Below are 15,926 nucleotides of genomic sequence, written 5' to 3' on the forward strand. Positions count from 1 at the left end.
CATAATAACTAGCTCCTTCCGTAATGTAGCTCTGATTTGGTTATGTTTTTTCCAGTAAACATTCTAACCAAATTAATCTACGATGTTACGAGTAAGGAGCTAGTTTCGTTCATGATAACTCGTCGCTGCGCTTCTGCGGGGTCTCCCCTGCCCCGTACTCCCGCAGGAGTCTTCGTGCCTGTAACGAAGGTCAACAGGGTGCCAAAATCAACATTTTCCTTTAACACAGCCTAAAATTATGATGAAGTTACTGTCATGTAAATTTTAGACCCAATATAAAAAAGGGAATTCCTTTTGGAATACCCTCGTTCTTTTCCTATGGCATACGTTAAGATTCATTTAATATCTTTATAATTTCTTCTGCTGATTCACTCTTTATAACTTTTTGGACCGTTGAACTGTTTTCAACTAGAGCAATGAGCCTTTTATACATACTATCCAGATCACTCTCAGGTACTTTTCTTATGTTCAACAAGCAAATAAATTGAACCCTATGTTTGTCTGTCCATTCGATTGGCCTCTTTAATGTGCACACGGTCCAAAATGTTTCATCTGTTTCTGGCGTAAGTGGATGAGGGATGGCCACAAGATTCCCAAAGCTGGTGGGAGCAACCGCCTCCCTTTCCAATACCAAATTCACATAATCTTTGGAGACGAGTTTTTGTTTGTATAATTCATCACACATAAAACGGATAACGCTTTCTTTATCCTTCAAGTCTTTATGAATAAACACTTTGGATCTATCTAAATAGCTCTGACACTCTTTTCCAGACAATACTCCCTTCCGAATATTAGAAATATCTCCTTCCCCTAAAAAGGTATTAACGACTAGTACTGGAACGCCTATCTCTTCTTTTACAGGAATCGTACTAATAATAAAATCAATAGACGATAGATCGTATTCTTTTAATTGATAATAATTGGTTGTAGCCACAATATCGAGTTCATCATTGAATTCATTTCGTAAACGATAAAACAAAAGCCTTGCACTGCCCACACCAGACGCACATACCACAAGTACCCGTTTTGCCTTTTTCTGCCTTGTCTTCATTCTTTCTAATGCTACCCCGATATGTAAGGCAATATATGCAATTTCGTGTTCTCCTACCTCTCTCTCCAAATAATCGTCGATGCATCTGCTCGCAATGGCAGCCCCCTCAAAGGCACTAGGATATTTTCGTTTAATTTCCTCTAATAATGGATTCCGAATGTTCATGTTATAGCGTAACCTGTTCATTGCTGGCCGAATGTGCAAAGTCAGTGCTTGAATGAATTCGGAATCGTCTTGGAAATTCCAATTTAATTCGGTTTTCAATCTTTCCAACATGCAATGAATGATGGTGCCTAGTTCATCAAATTTACTAAATTCATTCAACGTATTCTTATGGATTAATTTTGTCCCCAACAAATGGACAATAATATAGTCAATCTCAGATTTGGGAAATTCCAAACCCGTAAAATCTTCTACCTCTTTGACAATTTCATTGGCCACTATTTTTTCAAATGGATAGTTTCCTATTAAATCTTGTTCAAGGTTTTCAATGACAAATCCTTCTTCAATTCTCTTGCATCCAATTGTGATATGGGTTGCCAAATTTTCGAGTGCAATGTCAGATACCTCAATTTTATATTCATTCACTTTTTTTATAATCGTTTCCTTTATCTTTTCTAACAGATTTTGATCCAAAAGTTGAAAGGAATGACTGTCAATGTTTAAGTTGCTATTTCGCCGTAAAATATAATTTGAAAAACATAGCCGCTTCATATATTCATCGCCTTCTGCCTGCGAACCATGATGCGGTCTTGTAACTAACTTTAGATGATAACTTTCCAATAATTCACGGACGATTTTTAAGTCATTTTGAAGCTTTGGCTTGGAAACGAACAGCTCTTCTTCAAGACTTTCTAATTTTATAGGTTCCTTTTCTAATAAAAATCTTTTTAACATATACAAAACCCGATTTTCCTGTTCGGAAAAATCAGATTGGCTTTCATTAATTGCATCATTCGCATTAGAAATAAACTCCTGCTCAAACACTTCAGTATCCTTTATATCTAATAGGTAACCTTTTCCTCGAACCGATTCAATCATGATTCCCAGCGAAGTGGATTGTGACTGAAGTTCCTTGATCTCGGTACGAATGGTTCTATCACTCACACCGAGCTCTTTTGCTATCCATTCGGCTGTAACAGGTTCTTTCTCTTTCATTAAAGACAACACGATGTCCTTTTGTCGTTTCGACACCATTTATTTATCTACTACCTTTCTTCATAAGTTGATAAATATATTATTCATAGGTTATTTTGCGTTTTTGTGTCATGGTTACTCCTTCACCTCACGAGGGGTGACAGGCACCGACTGAACCCCCTGAATGAATTCAGTCGGGGCACAGCCCATGTATTTATTAAATACCGAATTGTATTGTTTGTAGTCACTAAAGCCTACTTTTTCAGCTATTTCATACATCATATATTTTTTGGATAGCAATAATGGGATCGAGGCTTGAATTCTTTGTTGATTAAGGAAATGGTGAAAGGTCCGGTTGGTATCCTTTTTGAACACTCGGCTTAAATAACTGGAACTCACACACAGTTCCTTTGCTAAATCATCAAGATTAATCTTTTCGGCATACCGTGACTGAAGACTTTCGATTACCTTCTGTGTATAGGCGTTATAGGATTGCAAGTTTTCATTTTCCGGAAAAAGTAACTCCATCGAAGAAATACCGATTTTATTCTGGAGAAGTTCTTGCTTCTTTTTCTCTTTTATTTTCTTCACCAAGGATTCCATCATTGTTCTTAAGATCTCTTCATCAATGGGTTTAAGTAGATAGTCATAAACCTTTAATTGGATACACTTCTTTGTATACTCAAAATCACTAAAACTAGTGAGTATGACGGTTTCAAAATCATGAAAACGAGAAGCCTCCTGAACCATTTCGATACCGTTCAATATTGGCATTTTGATATCAGTAATCACAATATCCGGTTTTAACTCGATTATTTTCTTCAGACCTTCTTGACCATTGGCTGCTTCGCCGATAATTTCTGTCTGCATTGCTTTCCAGTCAATCGTATACATCATCCCTTTACGGATAATTTGTTCGTCCTCTACGATAATAGCCTTGATCATCCTAACTTCCCTCCTTTATGATTGGCAGCCTTACTATAACAAGGGTTCCAATCCCCTCTTCACTAAAGATCCGTAAGCCATAACGCTTGCCATATAACAATTGAATCCGACGATTTACATTATGGATTCCGATATGATTGGTTTCGTTTTCTTCCACTAGGAGCGAATCTTTCAACTCTTTTAATCTTTCTTTTTCAATTCCTTCTCCATTATCACGAATAATTACGTACATCGCCTTTTTGTTGCTCTTAATGACAATGTCAATCTTTAAGTCCGCTTTTGACTGAAAACCATATTTAATGGAATTTTCTACAAGCGGCTGGATAATAAGCTTAGGAAGAAGATATCTTTCTGTCCCTTCTTGAACACTAATGCTATAGTCTAAAGCATCGCCAAACCGAATTTGCTGCAGGGTTAAATAATCTCTTAAATAATTTATATCCGCTTCAATTCGGTTGAATTGCATCCCATTGTTAATACTATACCGTAATAAATTTGATAGAATCACGATTAGACGTTCTGCCTTACCAGGATCGGTTTTCGTTATATATCTAATATTCTCTAATGTGTTAAATAAAAAATGGGGATCAATTTGAGTTTCTAATTGTTTCAGCTCTGCTTGAGCACTTCTTTTAATCGACTCATTATTTTCCTTCATTAATCGTACAATATCCTGAAGAAGCTGTTGAACATACTCTCCAATAACTTGAAATTCATCCTCTTTTTCAAACTTCACTTTCTGATTAAAATGACCTCTTTTGGCCCTTGTGATAATTTTTAATAACTGATCAATCGATTGCATCTTTTTTCTTGTTGAGTGGTTTGCAAAAAAGATAGTTCCGATGGTAATCAGTAAAAACATACTGATTAATGTAACCAAGCCAATTTTATAAATCTTTGTTAATAAGCCTATATACAAAATTGCATGGACTTCAATGGTTTCATTCAGGATCTTGATTTGCTTGGTAATATAACTGTGTTCATCCACAGCCCTCAATTTCCCAGCCTGCGTTAACAGCATCTCATTCGAGGTTAGAATACTGTTTTCAAACTGATCACTAATCACGATATCTGTGTAATGAACATTGTTCATTTGCTGCCTAAATTTATTCTCCAATAAATTAAAAATAATATATCCCGTTACCTGCCCTTGCTCATCATAAATGGCATTTGCAATATTATAAAAGACGCGGTCGTTTTTTAACAGCTGACGATTGGGATACATTAAGCTTCCAGATGGATTTCCTTTTTTCAAGCGTTTATTCAAATACCAAATTGCATTCTTATGGGTATCGTCTTGTTCCTCAATCCAGTTTGTAGCAATCACGTCTCCCTCTGCATTAATTACAGAGAACAAGCTGTTTAGTTTTTGTTCATTAACGGCATTGTACAATTTTCCATACATTTCTTGTCGATAGGAGCTATTAAACTCCAATTTATTGATATCTATCTCTTTCGCTAAATTCACGCTCTGGGCTGAGATTTGCGAGAACTTCAACAGAAGTTCATCGCCTACTTTTTTCCCCTCATTGTACGTATTCTCATTCAAAATTTGATAGCTGATCACGAAAAATAGATTATAAAAAAGAAGCAAAATGATGGCTACCGGAATAATACCAAACCCAATTAATGATCGCTTTAACTCTTTTCGATAGAGACTTGATACCTTCATTGTCTGTTCCATAAATGCTCCCCTATTCACAGAGAAATAGTATCTCATGCAGAAAAAGACAACCCCTTTCCGTAGAGTTGCCTTTTCCATATCAAGTTATAAGCTTACTTCTTTTGAGCCTGTCATCCGGAAGAAAATTAGCAACGAGACCACGGTTGTGACCGTTAAAATTGTCGATAGTGCAGCTGCCGTTCCGTAGCTGGCTCTGATGACTTCCGAATAAATGGCTACAGACATCGTCCTGGTATTCCCCGTAAACAAGATAATTGAGGAACTCAACTCATTTATTACGGTAATCCAACTTAGTAGTGCCCCGGCTAAAACACCAGGCATCATTAAACGTGCTGTCACATTAATAAATGTTCTCATTGGTGAATATCCCAGACTAATCGAGGCCTCTTCCATACTAGGGCTGAGCTGGTAAATAATCGCAGCACTAGACCGCATTGTATATGGAAGTCGACGAATGATAAACGATATAATTAAAATACTTGCCGTTCCACTTAATAAAAGCGGTGATTTATTAAAGGCGAGCAATAAGGTAATCCCCAACACCGAGCCTGGCACGATATAAGGAAACATGGCAATCGTGTCAATGAACGAAGTAAAGAAATTCTTTCTTCTTACAGACGCATAGGAAATCAGCATCCCCAAAATAATAATAATTACTAAAGCGATAATCCCATATACATACGTATTTAAAATGGAATCACCCATCCGTTCGAGCACTCTTTTGTAACTATCTAGTGTAAATCCTTCAATGAACATGGCACCTCTAGTCTTTAAGAAGGAGGTGTAGATCACCGTTACTTGAGGAATAATCGCTAATCCTACAATAACATAAATGAATAAATGAGCAAAAAAGTTTTTTATTCCTGTTGCCTTAACAGGATGGATTGGTCTAAGAGAACTCATTTCATAGGATTTCTTATTAACCACATATTTCTGCGCAATAAAAATAATCGTGGTGATTAGAATCATAATAGTAGATAGGGCCGCAGCAAAATGGGCATTCCCGCCTACCTCGCTAATAAACTCAGAGTAGATGAGAACAGGCATGGTTGAATAGCCTTCACCAATTAACATCGGTGTACCAAAATCCGCCAGTGAGTTCATAAATACGAGCATTGCTCCTGCTAATACTGTAGGCAGCACAAGAGGTAAGACGAGTGTGGTCATTTTCTTAATCCCGGTCACACCTAAACTTTCCGCCGCTTCCATTAGTGAGGAATCCATCTTTTTTAATGCACCAGAAACATACAAATAAATATAAGGAAATAATTTCAAGGTAAACACTAACAAAATACCGCCAAATCCATAAATACTCGGCACGGTAATATCAAAATGCTCCATGAAGAATTTCGACACAACTCCGCTTCTGCCTAGTAACAGGATCCAGGAATAAGCCCCAATAAACGGTGGTGAAAGGACCGAAATAATAATAAAGATTTCAATAATCCCTTTTCCGCGAATTTTCAAGGTAGACATTAAATAAGCAAGTGGCACTCCTATAGCAATTGCCAAAATTGTCACACAGATCGTAACAGCAAAACTATGCATCAACGATTGATAGTAATATTTTTTTTCGAAGAAGGTTTGGAAATGCTCCAAAGTAAAAGACCCATCATTGCCTTGAAAGCTTCCTAATAGTAAAGCTCCTAATGGGTAAATTAAAAATACCGCAAAGAATACAATTAAGGTAATGGTCGTTAGGTTCCAAAAGTCGAGTTTTTTCTTTAGTTTATTCAACATATCGGGTCACTCCCGAAATGAGGCTTTTCTCACCATCTGCGGTATAAACGTTGATTTTTTCAGTAATTGCCTCTAGATAAACCACCCCGCCTACCTCAAGGAAGCGGTTCCTTAGATTCGTATCTTGAGTAAATTCAATGCTCTGACCATCTTCGAGAATAAGCTCATAATTTATATATTTTCCAAGAAAGTTGCGGTGCTTTACGGTTGCACGTATGCCCTCTTGTTTCTCAGATAGCGCAAATTCTTCTGGGCGAACCGCAATCATTACATTTTGCTTATCTTGAACCTCATTTATGAGAGTATCAATGGCAACGCGGTAATCCTTTGTAACACGAACGTACGTCACTCCATTCTCCTTTTCAATCGCACCCTGGAATAGATTCGAATGCCCGATGAAAGTAGCAACAAACGTATTAAATGGCCTTAAATAAATGGTATCAGGATAGCCGACTTGTTGGATAAATCCGTCCTTCATTACCGCAATCCGATCTGATATCGCCAATGCCTCTTCTTGGTCATGTGTAACATAAACAGTAGTGATATCAATAGACTTTTGAATTTCACTAATGGCCCGGCGCATATCAATTCTTAATTTTGCATCTAGATTTGATAACGGTTCGTCCATTAGGAGCACTTTAGGATGAATAACAATCGCTCTAGCCAAGGCGACACGTTGCTGCTGTCCTCCTGACAATCGGTTCGGAAGACGGTCTTTGTATTCTGTAATCTTTACAGTCTCAATAATATCATCCAGACGATTAATCATTTCTTCCTTGCTGATTTTTCTATTCTTAAGACCATATTTTACATTGTTGTATACCGTCATATGAGGAAAAATCGCATAGTTTTGAAAAACCATTCCGATATTACGTTTATGGGCCGGAATATCATTAATGGATTGTTCATCGAAAGAAATAGAGCCACCATCAATACTGTGGAACCCGGCAATCATCCGAAGCAATGTTGTTTTTCCGCACCCTGAAGGTCCTAATAATGTAAATAATTCCCCCGGTTTAATTACTAAATTAAGATTAGAAATAACGGTGTTTTTTCCATAATCTTTTCGTACCTGTTCAAACTTAATCGTTGTACTCACGATCTGTCTCCTCCTTGTGATGCTCTCATATTTACCCGTAATTTTTAAAAGAGTATGAGTCAAATTCAACTCATACTCTTTACTTTCATGGTTTAGTTACTTGTAAAGATATCTTTAAATTGATCGAGAATGGCTTCTTTGTTTTTATTGGACCATTCTTGGTCATCCTCAATTAACTCGATGTCTTTTAAAGGCTTCATTCCATTGTCATCCTTGATTTTTACTGTAGATAAAATCGGACGACGGTTTAATTCGTTGGCCACCAATGTTTGCGATTCCTCGTTGGTAATGAAATCAATGAATTTTTTAGCATTCTCAAGATTCTTGGCACCTTTAATAATTACAACTCCATCCGGTTTAACAATGGTTCCTTCTTTAGGATAGACAATGTCTACAGGTGCTCCATCATTCATGTAATTCACAACTGGCTCTTCAAATGTTAGTCCAACAGAATATTCTCCGTCTGCCACACCTTTATAAACTGCGGAGGATCCACTTAATAATTTCTGATCTAAATTGCCAATGAGTTTGGTAACATAATTCCAGCCCTTTTCAGGATCGCCTTTTCCCATGGCATATAATTGGTTGATAACCTGTTCAAATGAGGAAGAGGATTTCGCTGGATCTGCGAAAGCAATCTTTCCTTTTAATTGCTTATCTAAAAGATCTTCATATCCATCAATTTTCATGTTACCGACAAGATTTTTATTAACCATAATGACACTTGGGACTAAAGAAAATCTTGTAATATAGCCATCTTCATTTTTAAAATCCTCTATTACCTTTTCCTCATTTTGGGATTGATACTTTTCAAAATGGTCGGTAAATGGTTCAAGCGAGGATAGGGATCCGCCCCACATCACATCACCTAATGGATTTTCACCTTCCGATTCAATACGTTTAAGAAGCTCTCCTGCTCCTGCTGATATCACTTCAACCTTAATTCCTGTCTCATCTTCGAACTCTTTTACAAGCGGCTCATTAAATTCAATCGGATTCGGTGAATACACTACAAGCTCTTTACTTTCAGTTTTGCCCGCTGTCTTGTCTGATTTGCCCTCTGAAGAACAACCAGCTAATATCCCTGATACCCCTAAAGCTGCGACTAACGCTACTGATAATAACCTTCTTTTTTTCATTGCTTAATCTCCCCCGTTCCCTTTTTAAACGCTTCCATTTCTCTACACTCCAAATATTAAACGCTTTCATACTGGTCAACAATCCAAAAAAGTGACGTAAATATCTGAAAAAATGAACAAGAAAAAATTGCCCCTTTAAACTTATGTAACTAAATTTTTAAAGAAAATTATAAACGAGTTACCATTTGTACATTTTAAAAGAGAAAGGAGGGGGGCTTTATATTGGTATGGATTTTTGGACTCTATTTATTAAATACTATTTTTATGATCATTATGGCGGTCCGCGAGGTAAGGCGACCAGCAGTGGCTTTAAATTGGATAACCATTAGTTTTATCTTCCCTGTGATTGGTTTTGGGCTCTATCTTATTACATCAAATCCGATACGTATGAATCGAAGTAAAAAGCCAGCGATTATTTCTTCTGAATCAGACATGCTTCCTGATTCTTTTGGCAGCTCAGCTCAGCAAATAGCGAAAGCATTGAAACATTTAACCGGGAATGGAGTAAAGTCAGGTCAAGTACAAGTGCTTATAAATGGGATGAATACTTATGAAAAACTTATGGAATCTATACAGAACGCCCAAAAAACGATTGACCTTGAATATTACATCTATAGAGACGACGAAATCGGAAGGTACATGACGGACTTACTGATTGAACGGTCATTGGAAGGTGTACATATCCGGTTTATAAGAGACGGTTGGGGGAGCAGGAAATTATCCAAAAATCAGGTTTTTCGGATGATGGATGCTGGAATAGAATGTCGGACTATTTTTCCTTTACGTCCCCCTTGGATATTTTCAACATTGAATAACAGGGATCATTGTAAGATTGTCCTAATCGACGGCAAAGAAGTGTTTACCGGCGGGATTAATATTGGGGAAGAATATACTGGATTAAAGCCAAATGTAGGCCACTGGCGTGACACTCATGTAAAAATTGTTGGGGAAGCTTCAGCTGATTTGAAAATGGTTTTCGAGAACCATTGGAAGATGGCCTCACTAGAAAACATAAAGGGGAAATCTGGGATGAAAACAATACAATTAAAGGGTGGACCCTCAATCATTCCTAAAACCAGCAGGTTAAAACCATTTACCATGATGACAGAATGGAGCACAGAGCTGGGCACGGTTGAACGAACAAAGACGAATAAAGTTCCGGCTAATGAGAAAATGCACCAAGCCTATGTTCAGACAGTAGAAGGGAATCCAAGTATTCCTACACCTTTTATTAGGCAAGCTTACTTTATAGGGTTAACACAAGCCACAAAGACTGTTGATATCACCACACCCTACTTTGTACCAGATCAGGATATTATTATGGGGCTTAAGACGGCTGTGCAACGTGGAGTACGTGTAAGATTGCTGGTTCCCCATCAAGGGGACCAAAAAATGGTGGAACGTGCAAGCTTTACTTATTATGGAGAATTATTGGAGGCAGGGGTCCAAATCTACTTATATAACAAAGGAATGCTACATGCGAAGACGATGGTTATCGATGGGGAAGTAGCAGAAGTGGGAGCAGCGAACTACGATATGAGAAGTTTTCGTTTGAATTACGAAGTGAGTGAATTTATTCACAGTAAAGATGTGGCGAAAGATCTTACAGAACAGTTTGAGCAAGACCTTTGTGATTCGGTCCCATTGCGAATAGATGATTTATTGCAACTCTCGCCTTCACAGCGGTTAATGCAGCAAGGGGCCCGCCTACTTTTTCCGCTGTTATAGCTATTAACTTTTATTTTGAAGATAATCATAATAATACATTTCATAAGCCCTCAGACGATTCAAATCTGAGGGCTTTTTTGAAAATTATATTAGAACCCCTGGAAGAAATACAAACGAACAGATCAGGTTGGATTTTATTATGAAAAGGTCGGAGCAGGAAATTCATCAATTTTGATACGGAGTAAACTATATGGTTTCTGTCGTAAGTCTTTTCCATAATGAAATCTAGGCTGTCGATGTAATTGGTTCACAATGACATACAAATATTGATCTGGACCAATTGAAAATGTATCCGGCCACAAAATTCTCGGATCATGTGCGATAGTTTCCATTATGCCATTTGCCAATATCTTACGGATACTGTTGTTTTCATAATCTCCAGCGTAAACAGTTCCCTTTGCATCGGTGATCATTCCATCAGACGCACCTTTTTCTCCCCAATACTCCACATGATAAGGTAAATCCATGTCCGGTATATTTCTGTCTCTAAGGGCTTCTGTTGTAATCGAGAACAGATGACGACTGGTTAGTGGACAAAAAAATACTACACTTCCATCAGGAGAAATCGCAATACCGTCAGACGCCAGTCTAAATGGAGAAGTACTGCCATCTTTATTTCGATTCATTAACACCTTTCCTTCTACTTTTGGTATAAAATAGGGATCGGGTGAAGTTGAATTTGCCCCATTTAACCGTCTAACCGCTTTTCCATTTGATAAATCTACGACAATAATAGCTCCTGGTCCTCTTGAAGAAGAATCTGTTATATAGGCATAACCAGCTTTTCCAACACGAAAATCAAAACGGACATCATTCAGATAAGTTGTAGGCAGGACAACATCATCTGTAAAGGTATATACTTTTCTTATTGTATTGGTTTCTAAATCAACAGCGACTAATTTTGCCCCCCCTTTAATAGGTTCAGAAAAATTGGGTGCCGCTGTATCTAATACCCAAAGCGTTCCCCTTCCATCAGCAATTACACTTTGGACACTGATGAAAGTCATTGTGATATTCTCGGGATTAACCAAATTGGTTTGTAAATTAGGATAAGGCTGCAATTTATCCTCAACAATTTCCCCCACCGTAAATTTAACATCGTCTCCCCATTTCGGAAAGCAAATGAAAATACGACCGGTTTCTGAAACAGTAACACCTGTAGGCATAGCCCCATAAAATGCATAAACTAGTTCTAAATTACCGAAATATTTTTCACTAGGTAACATAGGTTTCATAATATCCTCCTCAATCGGGATATCACCTATATATGATTTATATTTTTTCTAGTGCATGTTCCTTAATAAGTTTTTCTAACGGCAGGTACCTGTTCAATCAGGTGCTCTTGGTATTTTTGTTCAGCGGCTTTTAACAATCTGGACGAGGAAGCCTTTTTAGTTTGAAGATGTGAAGGCATTCCCTTTTTAAAACGAGCCATCCTTAAACTCTGGTAAATACGGTGGTGTTGGTACATTTATGGTTGATGCCGGTATCTCAAGTATCTTTCCCATTTGAATATCGTAGGGCGAAATGAATGAGTTGGCTTTTTGTAGATTATCAACGGATATGCCATATTGATTAGCCAGCGATTGCAAAGTATCTTCTTCCGTAACGATATGCTGGGTCCGCAACTTTTCGATTTTACATGCTGATTGCTTAAATGTTGGCTGTTTGGATAGTGGATCGGTAAAATCCGCTGTTAACTCATTCGCGGCTTCCCGTCTTTCCCAACTGCCAAAATGAAATGGAACAAATACTAGTCCTTTTTGTACCACATTTCCGATTCTTGCAGGAACCTCAATCCATCCACGTGGGGACGAGATACGTATAAGTTCTCCGGGAAGAAGAGAAAGTAACTCTGCATCTGCCTCATTGATTTCCACATATCCCTGGGGAGCAGCTACATGCAAAAGAGGTGATCGAGCTGTCTTTGTCCTGGTATGCCAATGCCAAACAAGTCTTCCTGTTGTCAGCCACATTGGATACTCTTTTGTTGGCTGTTCAGCAGGTGGCAAATAGATGATTGGATAAAGGATTGCCCGGCCATTTGGATTTTTCCTTTCATATTCTTTTTTTGTTAAAGGCCGTCCTGTAAATTGATGTTTGGTAAAACTCTGGGTATATTCTGTTTCTGTAGGAAATTTATAATCAGTATATAGTCTGGTTGTACCTTCAGGATGCTGTTCATTTACAGGCCAGCGAAGGCCATTATACTTTTCTAACTTATCGTAAGTGATCCCGGTCATATCACAAGGACGGCCACGAGAGACATTTTTCCACTCTTCAAAGCATTCTTCTGTTGTAGTGTAAGCAATTAACGGATTTCCATCACGATCCTTTAAGCCCATACGTTTTGCAAAATCTAACAAAATTTCAAAATCAGTTCTTACTCCTTCCGGTGGGTTTACGGCTTTTCTTAATAAATTAATCGTTCGATCTGCATTCTCCATAACTCCCTCTTTTTCTCCCCATAAAGCAGTTGGCAGAACAACATCCGCAACGGTCGCTGTCTCAGTTAAAAAAGGGTCCTGAACTACAACGAATGTTTTTTCAAATGCTGCTTTGGCCCGCCGTCTATTCGGAAGAGAAACCATGGGATTGGTGCCGATATTCCAAAAGAACCCGATTTGGCCCATTTCCATCATATCAATTTGTTCCTCAATACCCTTTTCCGGCCCCACCGGAAGTTTCGCTTCATCCATATTCCATAGCCTTGCCATCTCTTGTATATGTGACGGATTGGCCGAATTCCGCTGTGCTGGAAAAGTTCCCACTCCGCCTGCTGTCCGGTTAGCGGATGAGCTTGGTTGTCCTGCCATATGGAGTGGTCCGCAGCCTGGCTTGCCAATTAACCCTCTAATCAAATGCAAATTATTGATGGCGACACAAGCTGTTGTCGCATCAGCGCTTTGATAGATTCCTTGCAGAGTGGTAGTGATAAGTGATGGAGTTTTCCCTAGCTGTGCTGCCACAAGCAGGAGTAAGTCGATAGGTACCCCTGTTACTTCAGACGTTTTCTCCGGGGTCCAATTTTTTACGGATTCCTCCATTTCTTGAAACCCAATTGTATGAATATCAATAAAGTTTTGATCAATCCAGCCGTTTTTTAAAATCAGATGAAGGATTCCGTTTATAAGAGCCACATTTGTTCCAGGATAAAGCTGAAGATGGATGTCCGCGGCATTCGCTGTCATTGTTCTTCTAGGATCAACAGTGATAATGAACGGTTTTCCTGTCTTTTTCTTACGGTTCATTATCCGTTCAAACAGCACTGTACCTGTTTCAGCTACATTGTGTCCAAATAACATAAGCGTTTCAGTTTCGTCTACATCATCAAAGGAAACCGGGCTGCCATCTGCACCAAATGATTGTAGTAAGCAAAATTCGGTGGTAGCTGTACAAAGCCGGGTATTAGCATCTAGTAAATGAGTTTGCAAGCCGGCCCTGCCGATTTTTGCGATTGTATAGTAATCCTCTAAGAAACCTTGTCCGGTTGAATAGATGGCTATGCTATTTGACCCTCTCTGTTTTAGAGAATCGGTCGCTTTTTTTACCATTAAATTCATCGCCTCATCCCATGTAGCGGGAACCAACTTTCCGGAAGAGTCACGGATCATGGGAGTTAACAGACGGTCGGGGCTATTATTGGCATACCACTGATTTTCCCCTTTGGGGCCAAGTCTGCCTCTGTTAATGGGATGGGCACTGTTTCCCTTGATTCCAACTATCTTCTCATCTTTCACAGCTATATAGCAGCCGCAGCCGATTGAGCATATATTACAAGTACTGTACACCCACTTATCAATATCTCCCTGGCTGTACACATTTATATCGGTTCTTTCAGATTCCCAGGACATTGAACTGCCTCCTTGGATATTAGTTGTGGGAAAAAAGATCTTGCTGTTAGCGAAGGGCAGATAGGTAAAAGGAAGGAATGATATACTTCGTTTGCTTAGCCCCATAAATCCTTTCCAATTCGGCAGCAGCTTTTTCGAGGTTGGTCTTAATCTCCTGGAACAAAGGCTCCAAATTTCTCACTGATTCCAGGTACGGAAGACTCATCCATTCAACCGCTCTTTTCCATGCTCGAAATGTAGGGTTGGCTATTTCATTATCATGGTAAATAATTGTCAGAAATTCTGTCATGTTCTTTAGTTCAGCCCCATCATTTGAAAGCTCCAGCATGACCTGTTTAATCATTTCCAGTTGCTCTCTCAAAATAGTTTGAAGTAAAATCGCAATCGGATGATCAGAATTTTCTATTTCTCTTATTGCCTTTTCAGTTCGGTCTTGAAGGTCTGAATATAGTCCTTTCAGCTTTAACAATAAATTTCCTCTCTTTCATAAATAATTAAAATGCTGCAGGGAGCGTTCACATCCTTTACTAAATTTCCCAATCACTTGAGGAATATACTTTAGATGGAACCACTTTCCCTCTCCTTCCCAAATTGGATGTATCCCTTTTAATGCATAAAAAAGGCCCTGAGATCATGCAAATCTAAGGGCTTTTTTGAACAACTATATTAATTAATATTAAACAATGATAAAAGCACAAGAAACGGGATAGGTAAACGCATACTCTTTATAGCAAAAAGAAATGAGGACTGTTTTTATGAATACAGAAGTACAGGTTATGCCAAAGCCTGCTGAAATATTAAATAAAGAGGAACGAATTATTAGGAGACCGTTTTTTGTAAGACCATTTTTTTGGCGACCACCATTTTTCTTTCGACCTCCTTTTTTCTTTCGACCTCCATTATTTTGGAGACCCTATTTTGGAAACCCCTTCGTATCAGGATTACTCGGTGGAGTATTAGGCGGTTTATTGGTCAGTACATTAGTTGGACCTTATAGATATGTTTACTGGTATCCATATCCCCCTTACCCCTATTCCCCCCCATACTTTATTTATTAATCATTTATGCAAAATTAAAGACATTCTCTAAGTGTGACAGTTTCAATAGTCTTTAAACTTCAGCAAACAGGCGCTTTTCTACGGGAAAAGAATATTCTAATCCTGGAACTGCACCCCTATTGTTAGGCACAACTAACAATTGGAGGTGCAGTTTTTACACTGTCTTATTTTCCTGCTTGATTCATTGCTTTATGAATCATTTCTACCACAAAGGGATCTCGATTTTCCAAATCATGTAGTTTTACAGATCCATTCATTAAACTGTCGCAAATCTCATTTATATCTTCTTGAACTGATACAGGAACTAGGTTCCAGGTCATCATTTTTTGAAGTTCATTAGCTACTTTTGTTTCTTGATTCAAGAAAAACACAGCCTTTCCGAAGTTATTGAATTTAGTGTTGATTTTTAAATGTTTTTTATTCAATAGGGGTGGAAATTCTTCTGGCTAGGATGGTGAAGAAATTTACTTACTGTCAGGGGCTTTAACATA

The 15,926-nt window shown here is 38.3% G+C and carries 12 protein-coding genes; 1 reads left to right on the top strand and 11 read right to left on the bottom strand.

Translation table 11 applies throughout. The features are described 5' to 3' along the window. Positions 1–77 precede the first annotated feature (77 nt). The 7 genes from ACE198_RS25915 to ACE198_RS25945 form a co-directional block, all read right to left on the bottom strand. Positions 78–227: a hypothetical protein gene (locus ACE198_RS25915; protein ID WP_375377550.1), complete on the bottom strand. Its 150-nt coding sequence runs from the start codon at positions 225–227 to the stop codon at positions 78–80. A 101-nt stretch (positions 228–328) separates the two neighbouring features. Then, on the bottom strand, positions 329–2,248 hold the full coding sequence (locus ACE198_RS25920; RefSeq protein WP_375377551.1) for a BglG family transcription antiterminator: 1,920 nt from the start codon (positions 2,246–2,248) through the stop codon (positions 329–331). Between the two features lie 75 nt (positions 2,249–2,323). After that, positions 2,324–3,133: a response regulator transcription factor gene (locus ACE198_RS25925; protein WP_375377552.1), complete on the bottom strand. Its 810-nt coding sequence runs from the start codon at positions 3,131–3,133 to the stop codon at positions 2,324–2,326. 1 nt (position 3,134) lies between these two features. After that, positions 3,135–4,817 carry a sensor histidine kinase gene (locus ACE198_RS25930; RefSeq protein ID WP_375377553.1) on the bottom strand — a complete coding sequence of 561 codons (1,683 nt, stop codon included), beginning with the start codon at positions 4,815–4,817 and terminating at the stop codon, positions 3,135–3,137. 84 nt (positions 4,818–4,901) lie between these two features. After that, positions 4,902–6,557, bottom strand: a complete 1,656-nt coding sequence (locus ACE198_RS25935; RefSeq protein WP_375377554.1) for an ABC transporter permease — start codon at positions 6,555–6,557, stop codon at positions 4,902–4,904. Then, on the bottom strand, positions 6,547–7,656 hold the full coding sequence (locus ACE198_RS25940; protein ID WP_375377555.1) for an ABC transporter ATP-binding protein: 1,110 nt from the start codon (positions 7,654–7,656) through the stop codon (positions 6,547–6,549). Before ACE198_RS25940 ends, ACE198_RS25935 begins: the two co-directional genes overlap by 11 nt. Positions 7,657–7,748: 92 nt before the next feature. Further along, the gene (locus tag ACE198_RS25945; protein WP_375377556.1) at positions 7,749–8,795 is read right to left on the bottom strand and encodes an ABC transporter substrate-binding protein; all 1,047 of its coding nucleotides are present in this window, start codon (positions 8,793–8,795) and stop codon (positions 7,749–7,751) included. 222 nt (positions 8,796–9,017) lie between these two features. Here ACE198_RS25945 and ACE198_RS25950 point away from each other — a divergent pair, with 222 nt between their 5' ends. Further along, positions 9,018–10,523, top strand: coding sequence for a phospholipase D-like domain-containing protein (locus ACE198_RS25950; RefSeq protein ID WP_375377557.1), 1,506 nt, complete (start codon positions 9,018–9,020; stop codon positions 10,521–10,523). Between the two features lie 137 nt (positions 10,524–10,660). Here the strand turns inward: ACE198_RS25950 and ACE198_RS25955 are convergent, their stop codons facing one another. From ACE198_RS25955 to ACE198_RS25970, 4 genes are all read right to left on the bottom strand, one after another. Next, complete coding sequence (locus ACE198_RS25955; RefSeq protein WP_375377558.1) at positions 10,661–11,758, bottom strand: L-dopachrome tautomerase-related protein; 1,098 nt, start codon at positions 11,756–11,758, stop codon at positions 10,661–10,663. Positions 11,759–11,944: 186 nt separating this feature from the next. Further along, on the bottom strand, positions 11,945–14,377 hold the full coding sequence (locus ACE198_RS25960; protein WP_375377559.1) for a molybdopterin-dependent oxidoreductase: 2,433 nt from the start codon (positions 14,375–14,377) through the stop codon (positions 11,945–11,947). A 46-nt stretch (positions 14,378–14,423) separates the two neighbouring features. Next, complete coding sequence (locus tag ACE198_RS25965; protein WP_375377560.1) at positions 14,424–14,846, bottom strand: hypothetical protein; 423 nt, start codon at positions 14,844–14,846, stop codon at positions 14,424–14,426. 753 nt (positions 14,847–15,599) lie between these two features. Then, positions 15,600–15,797 carry a hypothetical protein gene (locus ACE198_RS25970; RefSeq protein WP_375377561.1) on the bottom strand — a complete coding sequence of 66 codons (198 nt, stop codon included), beginning with the start codon at positions 15,795–15,797 and terminating at the stop codon, positions 15,600–15,602. Positions 15,798–15,926: the final 129 nt, after the last annotated feature.

This window comes from Neobacillus sp. KR4-4 (genome assembly GCF_042136325.1).
Lineage (GTDB): Bacteria > Bacillota > Bacilli > Bacillales > Cytobacillaceae > Neobacillus.

Coding starts and splice junctions, on each gene's coding strand:
- ACE198_RS25930 (WP_375377553.1), bottom strand. CDS start 4,817: ATGGAACAGACAATGAAGGTATCAAGTCTCTATCGAAAAGAGTTAAAG.
- ACE198_RS25955 (WP_375377558.1), bottom strand. CDS start 11,758: ATGAAACCTATGTTACCTAGTGAAAAATATTTCGGTAATTTAGAACTA.
- ACE198_RS25945 (WP_375377556.1), bottom strand. CDS start 8,795: ATGAAAAAAAGAAGGTTATTATCAGTAGCGTTAGTCGCAGCTTTAGGG.
- ACE198_RS25920 (WP_375377551.1), bottom strand. CDS start 2,248: ATGGTGTCGAAACGACAAAAGGACATCGTGTTGTCTTTAATGAAAGAG.
- ACE198_RS25935 (WP_375377554.1), bottom strand. CDS start 6,557: ATGTTGAATAAACTAAAGAAAAAACTCGACTTTTGGAACCTAACGACC.
- ACE198_RS25925 (WP_375377552.1), bottom strand. CDS start 3,133: ATGATCAAGGCTATTATCGTAGAGGACGAACAAATTATCCGTAAAGGG.
- ACE198_RS25960 (WP_375377559.1), bottom strand. CDS start 14,377: ATGTCCTGGGAATCTGAAAGAACCGATATAAATGTGTACAGCCAGGGA.